Here is an 18,335-nt window from a genome sequence, read left to right as displayed (position 1 = left end):
CGGGAGCTCCGTAGGAGAAGCCTCCGCTCGTCAGAAGGCGTTTTTGTTCAACACATAAGGTTTTGTGACGCCTCAGCTTGCGGAAAGGTCATCCCTTGAATACGAAGAAGGCCCCGGCCACAATGAGCGCAAAGCCCACGGCATGATTCCATGTGAGGCTCTCCCCGAGATAGAGCGTGGAGAATATGCCGAATATGGTCAGGGAAATGACTTCCTGAATGGTTTTGAGCTCGGCGGCGGAAAAATAGCCGTAGCCCACGCGGTTGGCGGGCACCTGAAGGCAGTATTCGAAGAAGGCTATGCCCCAGCTCACCAGAATGGCTCCCACAAACGTGAGGGAGTGATGACGCAGATGTCCGTACCAGGCATAGGTCATGAAGATGTTGGAGCCGATGAGCAGAAGGACGGTGATGACGGGAACGGGCAGATGAAGAGTCATGGCGGCCTCGCCGTATCCTTGCGGCGGATGGAAAAAGAAAGGGGAGCGTGCTCCCCTTTGTCGATATGGCATGACCGGGCCGAAGCCCGGACGACTACAGGTCGAATTCCTTGTGCAGGACGTTGACCGCAAGCTCGAGGTCGGCTTCGTCCACCAGACAGGAAATCTTCACTTCCGAGGTGCTGATCATGATGAGGTTGATGCCGGCCTTGTAGAGCGCGTCGAAGGCACGGCTGGCCGCGCCGCTGTGATTGCGCATGCCCACGCCCACCACGGAGACCTTGGCGATGTTGGAGGAATGTTCGATGCTGCTGCAGGCGGGAGCGGCCTTTTCCAGCACGTCGAGGGTGCGCTTCAGATCCTTGCGGGACACGGTGAATGCCATGTCGGTGACGCCGTCGCGGCTGGCGGTCTGAATGATCATGTCCACCACGATGCCCGCCTTGCCCAGCGGGCTGAAGATGCTGGCCGCAGAACCGGGTCTGTCGTGCACGTCGCGGAGCGTGACTCTGGCTTGATCTTTATCAAATGCGATGCCCGAAACGAGCACGGACTCCATCATGATGTCCTCCTTGGTGACCAGCGTGCCCGGATCGTTCGAGAAGGTGGAACGCACCCGGACGGGAACATTATATTTTTCGGCGATTTCTACGGAGCGTATCTGCAGGACCTTGGCACCCATGGAGGCCATTTCCAGCATTTCGTCGTAGCTGATGCGCTCCATCTTGTGGGCGTCCTTGCACATGCGCGGATCGGTGGTATACACGCCGTCCACGTCGGTATAGATGTCGCAGCGGGTCTCGTCGCCGAGAGCGGCCGCCACGGCGACGGCGGACGTGTCCGAGCCTCCGCGGCCAAGCGTGGTGAGACGCATGTCGGGCGTGCGGCCCTGGAAGCCGGCCATGACGACGACGTCATAGGTCTTGAAGGCCTCCTTGATGGTATCGGCGTCGATGGTGTCGATACGGGCGTTGCCGTAGGCATCGTCGGTGACGACGGGCAGCTGAAAGCCCAGGAAGGAACGGGCCTTCACGCCGGAGTCGCGCAGGAGCATGGAAAAAAGCGCCACCGACTCCTGTTCGCCGGTGGTGAGCAGAACGTCGAGTTCTGCGGGATCGGGTTCGTCCGACCACTGATAGGCCCTTTCCAGCAGGCTGTTGGTCTGGCCGTAGCGGGCGGAGAGAACCACCACTACCTTGTAGCCTTCCTCAAGCGCGGCAAGCACCTTGGCGCGCACCTTTTTCATGCACTCCAGGTCGGCGACGGAGGAACCTCCGAATTTCTGCACAAGAATACGCATAGGACATCCTGAAAAAAGGAGATAAGGAACGGTTAAGCCTCGTGGGCGGGCAGAAAACGCTTTTCAAGCCGGCCCATGAGCTCGCTCAGAAGCTTTTCAGCCGCTTCGCCGCGGGCTTCAATCGTTGCCAGCCGAAAAGTTTTGCATGATTCCTCAGTCTTGTCCAGAGCTTTTGCCCCGTTTCCCTGCACGGGCGAGAGATGAATGTCGAGTCTTTCCGATGCGTAGCGGTCGGCGGCCAGATACTGAGGCCATTCAAGGATGAGAAAAGGATCGCCTTCATCCAGCATTTCTTCCATTTCTTCAGGAAGCGTTGCGCCTTCGGAGAGACGGTAGAGATCCGCATGCAGCACTTCGGGGCGTGTGGGATACACGTTGCACAGCGTGAAGCTCGGGCTTGCCACTTCGGCATTGTCGCCGCCGGGCAGCGCGGAAACGAAGCCCCGCGTGAAGGTGGTCTTGCCGCCGCCGAGTTCGGCGAAAAGGTAGAGCGTGCGAAGAGAAGAGGCGGCCATGGCCTGCGCCAGCATGGCGCCGAATTCCATGGTGTTCTCGGGGCTTTTCAGAAGGATGGGCATGGTTCCCCCGTTTCGCCTGCCAGACCGAGCACGGCGGGCAGGGTGTTGGCTATGTCATGCGGGCCGTTGCCGCGCATGGGAAATTCACGTGAGAGGCGCATTCCCGCAAAAGCGTGGAGCCATACGCCGAGCGTGGCGGCAAGCGGAGCCTTGCGGCCGCGGGCCAGCAGGGCTCCCGTGAGTCCTGCGAGCACGTCGCCGGAACCGGCCACGGCCAGCTGCGGCACCTGCCAGGGGGAAATGACGGAAGGTTCACCCGGGCAGGAGATGAGCGTCCCTTCGCCCTTGAGCACCCATACGGCGGGCGCAAGGGCGGCAAGAGCCTCGAGGGCGGCAAAGCGGTCGGCCTGCACGTCGTGCACGCTCATGCCGAGGAGCGTGGCCGCTTCGCCGGGGTGGGGCGTAAGCACGTCGCAGGGACGCAGCTGCGAGAGAAGCTCCGGTTCCTTTGCCAGGGCGAACAGGGCGTCGGCGTCCAGAACCATGGGGGGCCTGCGGGAAAGACACATGAGGGCTCGGGTGAAGGCAAAGGCGCCTTCGCTGCGTCCGAGTCCCGGGCCGAACACCAGCGCGCCGTAGGTGGGCAGAACGTCGGCGAGGACTTCCGCGTCCTCGGCACACCAGTCGCCGTTCTGCGCCCGGCCGGAAAGAGCGCGCAGGGTCAGGGCAGGCATGGAAAGTCCGGCGGCGTCGAGCACGTTCTTCGGCCCTGCCAGCGTGACGAGTCCGGCCCCCGCGCGCAGCGCCGCCCAGGCCGCAAGACAGGGGGCGCCGGTGTAGGCGGCGCTTCCTCCGGCCACGATCACCCTTCCGGCCGCGCCCTTGTGGGCCGGGCCGCGGGAAGACGGCGTCGCCGGACGGTCGAAAAGCTCCTCGATGCGGGCGGATGCGCCGTGCTCGGGCACATAGGGCGCGCCGCGGTCGAACGTGCGGGGATCGACGGCAAGCCAGGTGCGGAACGAGGGCGGGTTTTCTTCCTGCACGCGCCTCGGCATGCCTATGGGACGCACCTCGAGCGTTCCGGTGAAGTCCTGCGCCCCGGGAAGAAGCAGGCCGGGCTTGGCGGCCTGAAAGGTGACGGTGAGGTGGGAGCGCACGGCAACGGGCGAAGGCCGGCCCGTGCGGGCGGAAAGGCCGGAAGGAATGTCGACGGCAAGAACGAAACGGGCGTCGAGGCCGTTCAGCTTTTCCACGAGCCTTTTTTCCTTCTCGCGCAGCTCGCCGTGAAAGCCGGTGCCGAGAAGTCCGTCCACCACGATGTCCGGCCGTGCCGGAACGTCGGTAGCGCCCTTCTCCCAGGCATCGGCGGAAACGACGGGCACGCCGAGACTCTGGGCCGTGCGCAGCCAGTGGGAGGCGGCTCCGCGGTACTGCTCCTTTTCGCGCGTGCATACGAGCACGGGCCTTGCGCCGGCGTCCAGAAGATGTCGCGCCATGCAGAAGGCGTCTCCGCCGTTGTTGCCGCCGCCTGCAATAAGAAGCACGGAAGCGCCGGGCAGAACGACGTTTCTTTCCGCGGCATGGGCACGCAGCGCGTCCATGGCGGCGCGCGCGGCGTTTTCCATGAGCGTTTCTTCGGAAATGCCGGAGCTTATGGCCGCGGCATCCCAGCGGGCCATTTCTTCCGGGGTGGGAACAGGGACGAACATGTTTTTCCTCCTGTGCGGCAGGCGGAAACGGTCATGCCGCGCGTTCAAGAAATGCGGCCGTCATGCGGCCTGCCTTCCTGCGGAGGGAAGGCGGGAATGCGGCTCAGGACTCCAGAATGACCACGGCTCCGGCCATGTCGCGTTCATGGGAAATGGATACGTGCAGGGCCGTTATGCCCAGTCGTTTGGCCTGAACCGCGGCTTTGCCGTGCAGCAGAAGGCGGGGGCTGCCTGAGCCGGTGGAGAGAATTTCCACGTCGTGCATGCCGATGCCGCCGGAAAAGCCGGTGCCGAGCGCCTTTACGGCGGCCTCCTTGGCGGCGAAGCGTCCGGCCATATAAGCCGTGCGGTCAGGAGGGGCGGAAGGAAGCTTTTCGCGTTCCCTGTCCGTGAGCACGCGGCGGACGAAACGCTCGCCGTAGAGCTCGAGCAGCCTTCTGATGCGCGGCAGGGCCGCAAGGTCGAATCCTGTGCCTTGTATCATGCTGTAGAAATGTCGTCGTGCCTTTCGGCGATGTTCCGCCTCGATGCGCGGGGCGGGGCGTTCGGAGATTCAGACCCGTGCGTCCGTCTTCTGCGCAGCATTGCGCCCGTCGTTCAGTCGCGGGCGGGACGCTTCGCCGGGCAGGGCCGGTCCGTGTTGCCGGACCGGCCGGAGACCTAGGCCAGAATGTCGGAGCTTATGGAAGCGATGTCGGCGCAGCCGGTGAGGGCCATGGCCGAGGTGAGCTGACCCTTGATGTCGGCCACATAGGCGGCCACGCCGTCGGTCTGTCCGCCGATGGCGGCCACGGAGAAGGGACGGCCGATGAGCACGGCCTTTGCGCCGAGGGCCAGGAGCTTCAGCACGTCGGTGCCGGAGCGCACGCCGCCGTCGGCCAGCACGGGAATGCGGTCGCCCACGGCCGCGGCAATGCCGGGCAGCACGTCGGCGCCGCCGGGCGTGCCGTCGAGCACGCGGCCGCCGTGGTTGGACACCACGAGAGCGTCCACGCCCGCGTCGATGGCGATGCGCGCGTCGGCCACGGTCATCACGCCCTTGATCATGAACTTCGCTCCACGCTCATGCACGAACTTCGCGATTTCGGCCAGTTCTTCCGCGCTCTTGGGAGAAACGGGACGTCCCTGCAGACGCAGGGTCACAAGACCTGCGGCATCCACGTCCATGCCCACCACGGGGCAGCCCGTGGCCGTGGCGGCTTCCAGTCTGCTCCACAGAAAATCGCCTTCCCAGGGCTTGATGAAGGGAATGCCCCAGCCTTCGGCCTTGCGGACGGCCGCAAAGGCGCAGTCGGTGATGAGAGAGCCCACGCCGTCGCCGCCGCAGCCGATGATGCCCGCCTTTTTGGAGCCGCAGATGACGGCTTCGGCATAGGCGGCCTCATCCACGGGATTCTGCGAGGCATCGCCCATGTTGAAGGCCACGCCGCCGATGGGGGCGGCAAGAAGGGGCAGCGCAAGCTTGAGACCGAGAATTTCGGTGGAGGTGTCGGGCTGGGCCGCCGTATGGAGGCAGCGCATGGCCAGCTTCACTCTGGCCAGAGCTTCCACGTTGGCGCGGAAGGAGGAACCGGTGCCGAGGCCGCCCATGCCGGGCACCTCGCCGGAGCAGGCGCGGCCGTCGCACTGCGGGCAGACGCGGCAATGGCCCTTCATGCGTTCACGGGCAAGCTGTTTGATGGATGCGTCCATGGTCATCTCTCCTGTACGGTAAAAGGATGTGCGTTTCCGGGGGCCGGAGGCACGGCCGGAACGAAGGGGACGGGGTTACGCGCCGTGCCTGGCTTCCAGCTCGGCGGCAGCCTTGCTGACGGAGGCCTTGTAGCCTTCTCTTTCGGCACGGATGAGACCGGCCACGCGCTCGTCGTGCAGGGCGATGATCTGAGCGGCGAGCCAGGCGGCGTTCTTCGCGCCGTTCAGGGCAACCGTGGCGACGGGGAAGCCGGAAGGCATCTGCACCGTGGCGTAGAGGGCGTCGAGACCGCCGATGGTCGAACCGGCCACGGGAATGCCGATGACGGGCTTGATGGTGCGGGCGGCCACGGCGCCGGCAAGATGGGCGGCCATGCCTGCGGCGCAGATGTAGACCTGGCAGCCGTCGGCTTCAAGCTCATTCATGAGCTCTTCGGTGCGTTCGGGGGTGCGGTGCGCCGAGGTGATGGTGTAGCGGTAGGAAATGCCGAGCTTCTTCAGCACGTCGGCGCAGGGGCTCACGACGGAATCGTCGGAGGCGGAGCCGATGAAAATGGCGACTTGAGTCATGGAAGAATCCTTGATGCATGATGCGCCGAAAGCGACTTTGGCGACGCTTCCGGCGCAGGGTGAAAGGAGAAAATCAGGCGAGGCCCAGGCGTTTCAGCCCCTTGAGGCCGATGTCGCTGCGGAACTGGCTGTGCTCCATGGTGAGATGATCGAGGCCTTCGTAGGCGCGCTTCTGCGCGTCCCGAAGATCCTTGCCGAGTGCGGTGACGCACAGGACGCGGCCGCCGTTGGCAAGGACGCGGTCGCCTTCCCTGCGGGTTCCGGCCTGGAATACCCTGACGTCGTCCAGCTTTTCGGCCTCGTCGATGCCGGAAATGGGCATGCCCTTGGGGTAGGAGCCGGGGTATCCGGCAGAGGTGAGCACCACGCCGAGGGCCGAGCGTTCCTCGATGTCCAGCTTCATGGTGTCGAGACGGCCTTCGATGCACGCCGTCATGACGTCGACAAGGTCGTTCTTGAGGCGCATGAGCAGGGGCTGACATTCGGGATCGCCGAAGCGCACGTTGTATTCAAGCACCTTGGGACCGTCGGCGGTCATCATGAGACCGGCGTACAGGATGCCGGTGAAGGGCGTGCCGCGGCGAGCCATTTCGGCAAGAATGGGCCGGGTCACGACGTCGGCCATGGCGTCGAGCCTGTCGTCGGGAAGCACGGGCGCGGGACTGTAGGCTCCCATGCCGCCGGTGTTGGGGCCCTTGTCGCCGTCGAACACGGCCTTGTGGTCCTGGGCGGAAGGCAGCGGAAGCGCGGTCTTGCCGTCGCAGAAGCACAGAAGCGAGACTTCCTCGCCCTTGAGGAATTCTTCGATGAGCACCGTGCTGCCCGCGTCGCCGAAGGCTCTGCCGTCGAACATGAGGTCGAGAGCGGCTTTGACTTCTTCGTCGGTCATGGCCACGATGACGCCCTTGCCTGCGGCAAGTCCGTCGGCCTTGATGACGAGCGGCGCGCCGTGCGCGGCGACGAAGGCGTCGGCTTCGGCACGGCTGGAGAACACTCCGGCGGCCGCCGTGGGCACGCCTGCGGCATGCATGACTTCCTTGGCGAAGGCCTTGCTGCCTTCAAGCCGGGCGCAGGCCGCCACAGGTCCGAAGCAGGCGATGCCCGCTTCCTTCATGGCGTCCACCACACCGAGCGTGAGGGGAAGTTCCGGACCGGGAACCACGAGGTCCACGGCCTTTTCCCGGGCAAAGGCCACGAGGGCGGGAACGTCGCTGTCTTTAATGGCCACGTTGGTGGCGATGCCCGCCGTGCCTCCGTTGCCGGGGGCGACGAAGATTTCGGTCACGTCGGGGCGCTGGCCGAGCTTCCAGGCCAGGGCGTGCTCGCGGCCGCCCGAACCTATGATGAGTATGCGCATGGGAACCTCCCTTATTTCATGAACAGCATTTCCTGATAGCTGGGCAGGGGCCAGAGATCGTCGGCAACCATGGTTTCCAGTCTGTCCGCCCAGTGACGGAGCTCTTCCATGGCGGGCAGGACGACGTGCTGGCAGGTCTGCGCCACGGGCAGGAGCTGCTCTTCTTCGGGCGTCCAGTTGAGCTCTCCGGCACGCTCTTCAAGCATGTGCAGGGAAGACTCGAATCCGGCGATGACGTCGGCCAGCTCCTTCAGCGAGTCTGCGGAAGCAGGGACGCCGAGGGCCGTGCAGGAGGCAAGCGAGGAGGCGAGTTCCTGACGGTAGCGGACGGCCGCGGGGTATATCTGCGTGCGCGCCATGCGTATGGCGAGACTGCACTCGGTGTGCACGGTCTTGATGTACTGCTCGAGCTGAATGTCTTCACGCGCATTGAGTTCCTGACGGGAGAAGACCTGATAGCGTTCGCACAGTGCCACCACTTCCGGCGAGGAGAACACGGGCACGGCGTCGGGCGTGGCGGGATAGTTGGGCAGTCCGCGGCGTTCGGCCTCACGCTGCCAGATTTCGGAATAGCCGTTGCCGTTGAAGATGACGGCGCTGTCTTCCTCCATCACGTTTTCGATGAGCTTCTGCACGGCTTCGCCGAGGGTGAGATGCTCGCCGTGCATGGCGTTTTCAAGGAAGGTGGCGGCGTAGTCCAGCGACTCGGCCATCATGGTGTTGAGCACCACGAGGGAGTCGGCGGCGGACATGGAGGAGCCGAGGGCGCGGAATTCGAAGCGGTTGCCCACGAAGGCGAACGGACTTGTGCGGTTGCGGTCGCCGGGATCGGCGGGCAGCGGGGGCAGGGTGTCCACGCCCACGTTCATCATGCGCTTGTGCGCGGAGCCGACCACCTGTCCCACGCGGAACTGCTCGAGCACGTCGGTGAGCTGGTCGCCGAGGAACAGGGACATGATGGCGGGCGGCGCTTCGTTGGCGCCGAGACGCCGGTCGTTGGATGCGGAGGCCACCACGGCGCGCAAAAATCCCGCATGACGGTGCAGGGCGCGGATGACGGCGCACAGGAACACGAGGAACTGGGCGTTTTCGTGGGGATTGTCGCCGGGAGCGAAGAGGTTGCCCACTTCGGGGCTGCCGATGGAGTAGTTGAGATGCTTGCCCGAACCGTTGATGCAGTCGAAGGGCTTTTCGTGCAGCAGGCAGGACATGCCGTGACGGCGGGCGGTCTTGCGCAGCACCGTCATGATGAGCTGGTTGTGGTCGCAGGCAAGGTTGCCGGACTCGAAGGTGGGGGCGATTTCATACTGGCTGGGGGCCACTTCGTTGTGGCGCGTCTTCACCGGTATGCCCAGGCGGTAGAGCTGGCGTTCCACGTCGGCCATGAAGCCGAGCACGCGGCTCGGAATGACGCCGTAGTACTGATCCTCGAATTCCTGTCCCTTGGGAGGACGGGCTCCGTACAGGGCGCGTCCGGCGATGAGCAGGTCGGGTCTGGCGGACACGAAGGTGCCGTCGATGAGGAAGTATTCCTGCTCGAGACCGCCGTTGGAGGTGATGGGCATGGTGGGATTCATGCCGAACAGGCGCAGCACGCGGGCGGCCTGCTGATTCAGCGCCTGACTCGAACGCAGAATGGGGGTCTTCTTGTCGAGGGCTATGCCCGTCCAGGAGAGGAACACCGTGGGAATGCACAGCACCATGCCCGCGGGGCTTTCCATGAGATAGGCGGGACTCGTCACGTCCCAGGCGGTGTAGCCTCTCGCCTCGAAGGTGGAGCGAAGACCGCCGGAGGGGAAGCTTGAGCCGTCGGCCTCGCCCTGAACGAGGGCGCTGCCGCTGAACTGGGCAAGCGCGCCGCCCTTGCCGTCGGGATCGAGGAAGCTGTCGTGCTTTTCCGCGGTAAGGCCGGTGAGGGGATAGAAAACGTGGGTGTAGTGGTCCGCGCCGCGTTCCATGGCCCAGGACTTCATGGCGTTGGCCACCACGTCGGCCACGGCGGGATCGAGACGTCTGCCGAGGTCTATGGTGGTGCGCAGCGACTTGTAGACGGCCTTGGGCAGATAGCGCCGCATGGCCTTGTCGTCAAAGACGTTGCAGCCGTAATATTCGGTGGGATCGGTGTGGGCTTCGGCCGCCGAGGGGCGTCCGCCCGCGATGAATTCCGCGTCATGACGCCTGGTGGCGACGGAAAGAACGGCATGACTGCGGCTGGCGTTGGCAGAACTCATGCGAACTCCTTGAAAGAAAGATAAGCGGCCCGTCATGCGGGCCCTGTGTTCTCAAAAAGGGGCTCATGTCCCGCGCGGTCAGTCTATGGAAACGACTTCCAGCGCAAAGGTGAGGTCCTTGCCGGCCATGGGATGGTTGGCGTCGAGCACGATGTGCTTGTCGGTCACTTCATGAACGGCGACTTCCAGTTCGCCCTGATCGGTGGAAACGTGGAGCATCATGCCCACCTGCGGCTTGATGGAGGGCGGCACCTTTTCCAGAGGAACGGAGAAGAGAAGCTGCTGCTGTCTTTCGCCGTAGGCCTCCGCTGCGGGAATGGTCACGGAGAACTTGTCGCCGACTTCATGGCCGGTCACGGCCTTGTCGAAGCCGGGAATCACCTGGCCGGAACCGACCTTGAAACGCAGGGGGCTGCCTTCGCGGGAGCGGTCGAACTCGGAACCGTCGTTCAGAGTGCCAACATAATGGACAGAAACAGTGTCGCCGGGTTTAATGGGCATGAGAACCTCTGTGGAAGAGAGTTGAAGGGATGAGAAAGGCGCGAACGCGTCCGAAGACTGCGCCGGAAGGGCTGCGGCCTTTTCGATTGACGGCGTCGGCACAGGACGATACCTAACACAGACAGCGCCCAACTCCAAGAGCATTTAATGGATGGAGGCCCGCAATGAGCGAGGAGAAGAAACGGAGCGAACCGAAGGGACAGATAAGCCTGCTCGGCACGGCCAGCACCATGGGACTGCACATGGTGTCCGGCCCCATCGTGGGCGGCGGGCTCGGGTGGCTGGTGGACAAGTGGCTCGACTCGTGGCCCGTGGGCGCGGCCGTGGGCCTGCTGCTCGGACTTGCCGCGGGCTTTCGCAACGTGTGGATAGACGCCCGCTATCTGGCAAGGAGCAACGCCGAGCGCGACGCGGCGGAAAAGGCCAGGCGCGAGGCCGAACGGAAGGAAGAGGAAAAGGAGCGCAGAAACGCCGCGCCGGATCCGGCAAAAGCCTCGATCGTGCCCGACACGGCGGAATCCCTCGCAGCCGCGGAAGGCGGTGCCGAACGGAAGGATGATCTGACGGCGTCCATACTTGCGGGCACGGCGGATCCTTCCGAGCAGGATCTCGATGAGCTCGGCGAGTCGCTTGAAGCCATTCGCCGCGAGCTTCGGGAATATGAAGAAGACGAGAAAAAGGACGAGCATGAGCATAATTGAACAAGTGGATCGCCGCCTGTGGAGAAGCGGATTCATTCATGCGCCTCTGCGCCGGGCCGCGAGGAACCTTTTTCTTTTTTCCCTGCTGCTCTTCGTCGTGGGAACCGCCCTTCTTCCCTGGAGAGACGGCGTGTTCTGGAGCGGGGTCATGTCCGTGCTATCATTCTGGAATTTCTATACTCTTGCCCTTTTCATCCAGCAGGCTCTTCCTGCGTCCATGCCCGACGAGGACAAGAACGGTCTTTCCCGGGCGCGCATTGTGAAAAAAGGTTTGCTCATCAGAACGCAATTGAGGCTTTTCATTACCGGAATTTTCGTGTATATAGCATTAGTCTTTTTTCAGGCGAGCCCGGTCGCCCTTGCGGTCGGTCTTTCCACGGCGATGATAATCATTCCGGTCTCTTTGATTTTCCGGGGTTGAAAAGCCTGGGGCACATACAGGAGGTTTTCCATGGCAGCATCTGGACTGGCGCACCCGCTTCTCTTGTCGACCATTTTCCATATGGATCAGATCACGGTTGCGGGCATGACCATTGAAACCAAGTATGTGTTCTTCACCTGGCTCGGCATGGCCATCCTGCTCGTTACCGGACTCGTGCTGCGCAAGAGACTCAGCATCGTGCCCGGCAAGTTCCAGATCTTCTTCGAGGCTCTTGTGGACGGACTGGAAAAGTTCGTGCTGAACAACCTCGGCGAAGAAAAGGGTCGCCGTTTCGTGCCTCTGCTCGCCTCCATCTTCATCTACGTTCTCACCATGAACCTGCTGGGTCTCGTGCCCGGCTGCGACGCTCCCACCGCCAATCTGAACACCACCATTTCCATCGCCCTGTGCGTGTTCATCTATTACAACTATGTGGGCATCCGCACCTGGGGATTCGGGTACATCCATCACTTCACCGGCTCCAGCAAGCCGCTGATTCCCCTGATGTTCCCCATTGAAATCATTTCGCATCTGGCCCGTCCGCTGTCCATGTCGCTCCGTCTTTTCGGCAACATCTTCGCGGAAGAAATGACGCTCATCATCTTCTTCGGCTTCGGCGCCAGCATCTACGTCGGCGTGCTGCTCGGCACGGTTCCCATGTACTTCCTGTTCCTCTTGGGCAAGGTGCTGCAGGCCTTCATCCTGTTCATCCTGTCCATGATCTACATCCAGGGCTCCGTGGAACACGCCCACTAAGCCGACCTTACCTCGGGGGAATGGCCTTACGGCCTCAACACTCATAATTGTAATGGAGTTTTACCATGCGCAAGATCGTTCTTACGACCCTGACCACCCTCATGCTCGTTTCCATGGCTGCCGTGGCTTTCGCCGCTGACGGCGGCGTCACCAGCGGCTTCGGTCTCGCCGCTGCCGGCATCGCTCTCGGCATCGGCCTCGCCGCCACCGGCGGTGCCTGCGGCCAGGGCGCGGCCATCAAGGCCGCCTGCGAAGGCATTGCCCGCAATCCTGATGCTTCCGGCAAGATCTCCCAGTCCCTCATCCTGGGCCTCGCCTTCATCGAATCCCTCGTCATCTATGCCCTTCTCGTGGCGCTTATCCTGCTCTTCGTGAAGATGTAGTTGCATTTATCGGGCGGGAAGGATATATTTCTTTCCGCCCCTATTCTTTTAACCGGCCAGCCAAGACAATGAATCAGACTCCTAAATACGAACACATCCCCCGCGCTACCATTCAGCGGCTCGCCACCTATCTCCAGGTTCTTGAAGCCATGGACAAGGATGGCGTCCAGGTCATCTCCTCCGAACCCCTGTCCCGCGCTTGCGACGTCAACGCCTCACAGGTTCGTAAGGATCTCGCCTACTTCGGCGAATTTGGCGTTCGTGGTGTAGGCTACTACGTGTCGTATCTGCTGGAAGTCATCAAGGCCTGCCTCAATGCCAACCGCGAGTGGCGCGCCGCTCTCGTGGGCGTGGGCAACATGGGCCGGGCCCTGCTTAACTATCAGGAATTTCGCCGCCACGGCTTCACCATCGTGGGCGCCTTCGACTGCGACCCCTTCAAGATCGGTGAAAAGCTCTACGGGCTGGAAGTCTACTGCACCAAGACCCTCATGGAAAAGGTGCCTGAACTCGGCATCGAGATCGGCATCATCACCGTGCCGCCGGAACGCGCCCAGCGCGCGGCCACCCAGCTCGTCGATGCCGGCATCAAGGGCATTCTGAACTACTCCGCCGCCCGCATCACCGTGCCGGATCACGTGTTTGTGGAATACGTCAACTTCTTCCATCAGATTTATTCTTTGACGTTCAACATCTCCACGAAGCAGCGCTGAGTCGTTCTGCTCCGCCTTTCAAGCCCGTCGGACTTTGCTCTGACGGGCTTTTTCATTGCCCGCCGCTGTCCTCGGATCTGGGGAGACGGCGCGTTTTCTCAGAAAACAGGAGTTTGTCCGGGCTGCGCCCCGGCCTGCCGGAGGTCGGCGTCTTTCGACGAGTCGGCAGCGTCGCGTTCATTTTCCATCGTGGGTCTCCTGTCCGGTCTGTCCCTGGCCGGCAGGAAAAGTTCTTGTCGGGCATGGAAACGTTGTCCTTTGGGGGGCCCGCGTGACGGACGGAGAGACGCGCCGGCGACGAAGGAAGCCCCTGTACGTCTTGAGGCGTCAAGTCGAAACGCCGGGCATTCCCTGAATTCGCCTGCCATGACGGGCACTCTTCAGTCAGGAGATTGTCGGAGGGCGTCGAGCGGACAACGCGGGAGCTGCCGTTGAAAAGATGCCCCGCCTTTTTTCAGGGGACGGTTTTTCATGCGTGACCTGATGGGAAAGTATGATACGGTAATATCTTGGTATTTTTAATTTTTTATTGGTTGTTCGTGCTTTTTCATTCGAGAGCGGCGTGAAAGTCCGAACGTAAATGAATATTTTTTCACAAGTCGTTCGGGGCGAAGTCGGCAGGAGCTTCCGGCAGGGCGTGAGCGCGTCGCCTGTCCGACGGCAAGGTGAGCGGACAGGGATTTTCTGGAAAATCACGGTCGCTCACGCCGGGCGTCTGTGAGAGCTGCCCTCTCAGGGGCTTTTTGCCGCACGAAAGCCGCCGCGGACGAGCGTTTTTTTCGTCAGGAGCGGCAGCAGGACACGCACTTCGGGGCAAAATTTTCCGGGGGGACGGCCGGAAGCCGTCTTTTTTGTTTTTTCTGCGAACTTTGCCAATAATGGGCGCTCTATGTACTTGCTCATCCGGCCGCCATAGCTTATCAATAAGGAAAGAGCGCAAGAGGAAACATTGCCGTCATAATCATGTTCTCTGCGCTTCGCGATAATGGCCGGAAGTTTCCGGCACGTACAAAAATGCTCGGAACCGGCGCTGACTGCGTCCCGCCGGTTCTCAAGGAGATAGACGAGTTATGGAAAAGTTGGAACTGCTGGCTCAGCGTATTGATAGTCTCATTCAGGAACTGGACCGACTCCGGGAGGAGAACCATCAGCTCCGCGAGGAAGGCAAGCGCCTTCGTGAAGATCTGGAGCTCGGACAGATGGCTTCCGAAGAACTTCAGGAACAGCTCAATCGTGAACGCAGCGTCCGCGACGAGGCCTGCAACAGGGTCGACGCGCTGATCAGCCGTATCCAGGATACCTTGCCTGCCGCCGAACCGCAGCAGAACGGTTAATGGCAGGCAGCCGCCATGCACAGCTATCATCTTGACCTTTGCGATCTTCAGGTCGCGTTCCGTACCGAGGCTGCTCCCGACCGCGTGGAAAAGGCCAGACAGTACGTCGAGGAAAGATATGGCAAGGTAAAGGCGCAGGGCGGTCAGTTCGGCAGAGACAGGTTGCTGGTCATGCTTCTCATAGGCATGGCCGATGACCTGCTGGAACTGCAGGAGCAGAAAAGCCGCATGAATTCGCGACTGGACGAGCTTTTGCAGAACTTGAAGGAGAACACGCCGGAGGATGACGGCAAGTAGCAGCGCAGACTGCCGAAGCTCTTCCGGTACCCATATTCCCTGGGGTGTGCGTGGGAAGCTGGCTTGCGCCGGCCTCACTAGCGTTAGCAGGGAGCCAGTCTCCGAAATGGTGTGCATACCCGCAATATGCGGGCAGCCTGAAGTTTCGGACAGGCGCCCACTTGGAGACCACAAGGTCTCGTGCCAGCAGCTTTTCACGGCATCCCGGGTTCTTTTTTCCTTCCTCTGAGCTTCTTGTCCGTCCGCGGGACGGAATTTCCAGATTCCCCTTTTCGGGACGCGGCCTGTCCGCGATGCTTCGGCGCGCCCTTCGGCCGTTCCGGACTGTCGGGCTTTGCCCGTCAACATATCACAGGAATTATCATGGATGACATCATCATTTACGCCTTTGCGCTGGTCAGTCTCGTGGCCGGAGCGCTCATCGGCGTTTTCATACAGCGTCATGTGACCAGCAAGCGCATAGGCGAAGCCAACGATCTCGCCAGCCGCATCGTGGAAGAAGCCCGCAAGGAAGCGCAGGCACAGAAAAAGGAAATCCTGCTTCAGGGGCAGAACGAAATATTCAGCCAGAAGCACTCCTTTGAAATGGAGTGCAAGGATCAGGAACGGGCTCTCAAGAACCGTGAGAAGAAGCTCCAGGACATCAGCGACCGCATGGAAGAGAAGATGGAGCGCATCACGCAGAAGGAGCACGACATTCTTGCCCAGGAGAAGGAGCAGGCGCAGCGCGAGCGCGTGATTGCCGAAAAGGAAAGCCAGGTCGAGGCCAGACTCGACGAGCAGGAGCGCCGTCTTCAGGAAGTTTCCGGGCTGACGGCCGAGGAGGCCAAGACCCGTCTGTTTGAAGAAATCGAGGCCCGTACCCGTCACGAAGCGGCCAAGATGATGCGCGTCATTGAAACCGAGGCCCGCGAGACGGCCGACCGCAAGGCCAAGGAAATTCTGGCCTGCGCCATACAGCGCTATGCCGGCGACTATGTGGGCGAGCAGACGGTGACGGCCGTCACCCTGCCGAGCGAGGACATGAAGGGCCGCATCATCGGTCGTGAAGGCCGCAACATCCGTGCGCTGGAAGCAGCCACGGGCGTGGATCTCATCATAGACGACACTCCGGAAACCGTCATTCTTTCCGCCTACAGCCCCATCCGTCGTCAGGTGGCGCGCATGGCTCTCGAGCGCCTCATTCAGGACGGGCGCATTCATCCCGCCCGCATCGAGGACGTGGTGCACAAGTGCGAGCAGGAACTGGAGGTGCAGATTCGCGAAGTGGGCGAACAGGCCACCTTCGACGCGGGCGTGCACGGCATAAGCCCCGACATCATCCGGCTCCTCGGTCAGCTCAAGTACCGCACGAGCTTCACGCAGAACGTGCTTCAGCATTCCCTTGAAGTTTCCGCCCTCTGCGGCATGATGGCCGCCGAGCTCGGCATGGACATCAAGCGCGCCAAGCGCGCCGGTCTTCTGCACGACATCGGCAAGGCCGTGGACCATGAGGTGGAAGGCTCCCACGCCCTCATCGGCGCGGACATCGCCAAGAAGTACGGGGAAGGCAAGGACATCGTTCACGCCATCGCCGCCCACCATGAGGACGTGCATCCCGAAACGGCGCTCGCCGTGCTCGTGCAGGCCGCGGACTCCCTCTCTGGAGCAAGGCCCGGCGCGCGCAAGGAGCTGCTTGAAAACTACGTCAAGCGTCTTGAAGACCTCGAGAACATCGCCGATTCCTTCGAGGGCGTGGCCAAGTCCTACGCCATTCAGGCAGGCCGTGAGCTGCGCGTCATCGTCAACTCCGACAACGTGGACGACGACAGCACCTATCTTCTGTGCAAGGACATTTCCGCCAAGATCGAGGAGAATCTCACCTACCCCGGCCAGATCCGCGTCACGGTCATCCGCGAACGCCGCGCCGTAGGCTTCGCAAAATAGTCATATTGCCGTCATCATTGCGGATTAAAACGACGTTCATTGCACAACCCTCATAAGGATACCGTCTCATGTTCCAAGCTCCATCCGACTTCGTTCCCGATTTTTCCAAGTCCGGGGGCCTCATTGCCGCCGTTGCGCAGGACGCCGCCACCGGCGAAGTGCTCATGCTTGCCTGGATGAACCGGGAAGCGTGGGAGGCCACCCTTGCCACCGGCGAGGCCCATTACTGGAGCCGCAGCCGTCAGAAGCTGTGGCACAAGGGAGAAAGTTCCGGCAACGTGCAGATCGTGAAGGCCATACGCCTCGACTGCGATTCCGACGCCGTGGTGCTGGAAATCGAACAGATAGGCGGTGCCGCCTGCCATACCGGCAGAAGCAGCTGTTTTTACCGGCGGCTCACGCCCGGCAGCTCCGAAGTGTCCGTCTGCTGCCCGCAGGTCTTTGATCCCGCCGAAGTGTATAAGAAATAGAGGCTCTCAGCATGAAATCTCAGCTCAAGCTCGGCATTCCCAAAGGTTCACTGGAAGAAGCAACCATCGCCCTTTTCGACAAGGCCGGATGGAAGATCCATAAGCACGTCCGCAACTATTTCCCTGACATCAACGATCCCGAACTCACCGCCCGCCTCTGCCGCGTGCAGGAGATTCCCGAATACATCCAGAACGGAATTCTCGACGTGGCCCTCACCGGCAAGGACTGGCTGGAAGAGCGCGGCGTGCCTTACGGCGGCAAGGATGACAGCGATGCTCCCGTGGTGGTGATTTCCGATCTTGTTTATTCCAAGGTGTCCAACCGCAAGGCCCGCTGGGTGCTGGCCGTGGCCGGCGACTCTCCCTATCAGTGCGCGGCCGATCTTGAAGGCAAGCGCATTTCCACGGAACTTGTGGGCGTGAGCACCCGCTACTTCGAGAAAAAGGGCGTTCCGGTTCAGATCAACTATTCCTGGGGTGCCACCGAAGCCAAGGTCGTGGAAGGCTTGGCAGACGCCATCGTGGAAGTGACCGAAACCGAGACCACCATCCGTGCGCACGGCCTGCGCGTCATCGACGAGGTCATGGCCAGCAATACCGTGCTCATCGCCAACCGCGACGTGTGGAATGATCCGGCCAGCCGCCGCAAGATCGAACAGATCGACCTTCTGCTTCAGGGCGCTCTGCGGGCGGAAAGCTTCGTGTGCCTCAAGATGAACGCTCCCACGGCGCGTCTCGACGCCATTCTCGGCCTTCTTCCCGCGCTGAACTCCCCCACCGTGGCTTCTCTGCGCGATCCCGCCTGGGTGTCGCTGGAAACCGTGGTCGACACCAACGTGGTGCGCGATCTTATTCCTCAGCTGCACGCCCTGGGTGCCGAAGGCATTCTGGAATACAGCCTGAACAAGGTCATCTAGCTTTTTGCTGCTGAAACCGCATGTGTGGCCGGAGCGCGACGTTCGTCGCCTCCGGCCGTTTTGCGCATGCGGAGAAGGGGGGGCGTTTCTCTGCCGTGCG

At 62.0% G+C, this 18,335-nt stretch carries 20 protein-coding genes and 1 other RNA gene; 11 read left to right on the top strand and 10 right to left on the bottom strand.

Annotated elements, in window-relative coordinates:
* Positions 1-88 precede the first annotated feature (88 nt).
* The 10 genes from QZZ60_RS02105 to QZZ60_RS02060 all read right to left on the bottom strand — a co-directional run bounded on the left by QZZ60_RS02105 (position 89) and on the right by QZZ60_RS02060 (position 10,317).
* Entirely contained in the window at positions 89-439 is a 351-nt protein-coding gene (locus tag QZZ60_RS02105) for a DMT family protein (protein ID WP_295637174.1), read from the bottom strand.
* A 94-nt stretch (positions 440-533) separates the two neighbouring features.
* Complete coding sequence (locus tag QZZ60_RS02100; protein ID WP_295637171.1) at positions 534-1,739, bottom strand: aspartate kinase; 1,206 nt, start codon at positions 1,737-1,739, stop codon at positions 534-536.
* Between the two features lie 32 nt (positions 1,740-1,771).
* Positions 1,772-2,317, bottom strand: coding sequence for a tRNA (adenosine(37)-N6)-threonylcarbamoyltransferase complex ATPase subunit type 1 TsaE (locus QZZ60_RS02095; RefSeq protein ID WP_295637169.1), 546 nt, complete (start codon positions 2,315-2,317; stop codon positions 1,772-1,774).
* On the bottom strand, positions 2,302-3,966 hold the full coding sequence (locus QZZ60_RS02090) for an NAD(P)H-hydrate dehydratase (protein ID WP_295637166.1): 1,665 nt from the start codon (positions 3,964-3,966) through the stop codon (positions 2,302-2,304). The genes QZZ60_RS02095 and QZZ60_RS02090 overlap by 16 nt, the downstream gene beginning before the upstream one ends.
* Before the next feature lie 103 nt (positions 3,967-4,069).
* Positions 4,070-4,450: a holo-ACP synthase gene (gene acpS, locus QZZ60_RS02085; RefSeq protein WP_295637163.1), complete on the bottom strand. Its 381-nt coding sequence runs from the start codon at positions 4,448-4,450 to the stop codon at positions 4,070-4,072.
* A gap of 176 nt (positions 4,451-4,626) precedes the next feature.
* Positions 4,627-5,658, bottom strand: a complete 1,032-nt coding sequence (locus QZZ60_RS02080) for an alpha-hydroxy-acid oxidizing protein (protein WP_295637161.1) — start codon at positions 5,656-5,658, stop codon at positions 4,627-4,629.
* Positions 5,659-5,733: 75 nt separating this feature from the next.
* Positions 5,734-6,228, bottom strand: a complete 495-nt coding sequence (purE, locus tag QZZ60_RS02075) for a 5-(carboxyamino)imidazole ribonucleotide mutase (protein WP_295637158.1) — start codon at positions 6,226-6,228, stop codon at positions 5,734-5,736.
* 73 nt (positions 6,229-6,301) lie between these two features.
* Complete coding sequence (purD, locus tag QZZ60_RS02070; RefSeq protein ID WP_295637155.1) at positions 6,302-7,585, bottom strand: phosphoribosylamine--glycine ligase; 1,284 nt, start codon at positions 7,583-7,585, stop codon at positions 6,302-6,304.
* A gap of 11 nt (positions 7,586-7,596) precedes the next feature.
* Positions 7,597-9,816 carry a glutamine synthetase III gene (locus QZZ60_RS02065; RefSeq protein ID WP_295637152.1) on the bottom strand — a complete coding sequence of 740 codons (2,220 nt, stop codon included), beginning with the start codon at positions 9,814-9,816 and terminating at the stop codon, positions 7,597-7,599.
* A 78-nt stretch (positions 9,817-9,894) separates the two neighbouring features.
* Positions 9,895-10,317, bottom strand: a complete 423-nt coding sequence (locus QZZ60_RS02060) for a peptidylprolyl isomerase (RefSeq protein ID WP_295637149.1) — start codon at positions 10,315-10,317, stop codon at positions 9,895-9,897.
* A 164-nt stretch (positions 10,318-10,481) separates the two neighbouring features.
* Between QZZ60_RS02060 and QZZ60_RS02055 the strand changes: the two genes are divergently transcribed.
* From QZZ60_RS02055 to hisG, 11 genes are all read left to right on the top strand, one after another.
* On the top strand, positions 10,482-11,018 hold the full coding sequence (locus tag QZZ60_RS02055; protein WP_295637146.1) for an AtpZ/AtpI family protein: 537 nt from the start codon (positions 10,482-10,484) through the stop codon (positions 11,016-11,018).
* On the top strand, positions 10,978-11,439 hold the full coding sequence (locus QZZ60_RS02050) for a hypothetical protein (RefSeq protein WP_295637143.1): 462 nt from the start codon (positions 10,978-10,980) through the stop codon (positions 11,437-11,439). The genes QZZ60_RS02055 and QZZ60_RS02050 overlap by 41 nt, the downstream gene beginning before the upstream one ends.
* Before the next feature lie 30 nt (positions 11,440-11,469).
* Complete coding sequence (gene atpB, locus QZZ60_RS02045) at positions 11,470-12,195, top strand: F0F1 ATP synthase subunit A (protein ID WP_295637140.1); 726 nt, start codon at positions 11,470-11,472, stop codon at positions 12,193-12,195.
* A 65-nt stretch (positions 12,196-12,260) separates the two neighbouring features.
* Positions 12,261-12,578, top strand: a complete 318-nt coding sequence (gene atpE, locus QZZ60_RS02040) for an ATP synthase F0 subunit C (protein WP_294445632.1) — start codon at positions 12,261-12,263, stop codon at positions 12,576-12,578.
* Between the two features lie 68 nt (positions 12,579-12,646).
* Positions 12,647-13,291 carry a redox-sensing transcriptional repressor Rex gene (locus QZZ60_RS02035; protein ID WP_077074016.1) on the top strand — a complete coding sequence of 215 codons (645 nt, stop codon included), beginning with the start codon at positions 12,647-12,649 and terminating at the stop codon, positions 13,289-13,291.
* Between the two features lie 1,070 nt (positions 13,292-14,361).
* Positions 14,362-14,625 carry a cell division protein ZapB gene (locus QZZ60_RS02030; protein WP_294445633.1) on the top strand — a complete coding sequence of 88 codons (264 nt, stop codon included), beginning with the start codon at positions 14,362-14,364 and terminating at the stop codon, positions 14,623-14,625.
* Positions 14,626-14,640: 15 nt separating this feature from the next.
* Positions 14,641-14,922 (top strand): cell division protein ZapA, encoded by a 282-nt coding sequence (locus QZZ60_RS02025; RefSeq protein ID WP_295637135.1) that lies wholly within the window; start codon positions 14,641-14,643, stop codon positions 14,920-14,922.
* Between the two features lie 33 nt (positions 14,923-14,955).
* Positions 14,956-15,137, top strand: a non-coding RNA gene (gene ssrS / locus QZZ60_RS02020) — 6S RNA.
* Between the two features lie 148 nt (positions 15,138-15,285).
* The gene (gene rny, locus QZZ60_RS02015; RefSeq protein WP_295637133.1) at positions 15,286-16,848 is read left to right on the top strand and encodes a ribonuclease Y; all 1,563 of its coding nucleotides are present in this window, start codon (positions 15,286-15,288) and stop codon (positions 16,846-16,848) included.
* 68 nt (positions 16,849-16,916) lie between these two features.
* Positions 16,917-17,318, top strand: a complete 402-nt coding sequence (hisI, locus tag QZZ60_RS02010) for a phosphoribosyl-AMP cyclohydrolase (RefSeq protein WP_295637130.1) — start codon at positions 16,917-16,919, stop codon at positions 17,316-17,318.
* An 11-nt stretch (positions 17,319-17,329) separates the two neighbouring features.
* Positions 17,330-18,235, top strand: a complete 906-nt coding sequence (gene hisG, locus QZZ60_RS02005; RefSeq protein WP_295637128.1) for an ATP phosphoribosyltransferase — start codon at positions 17,330-17,332, stop codon at positions 18,233-18,235.
* Positions 18,236-18,335: the final 100 nt, after the last annotated feature.

The sequence above is a fragment of the uncultured Mailhella sp. genome (assembly GCF_905187505.1).
GTDB lineage: Bacteria > Desulfobacterota > Desulfovibrionia > Desulfovibrionales > Desulfovibrionaceae > Mailhella.
The sequence above is the reverse complement of the archived record's forward strand: the minus strand, read 5'-3'. Positions and strand labels throughout refer to the sequence as shown.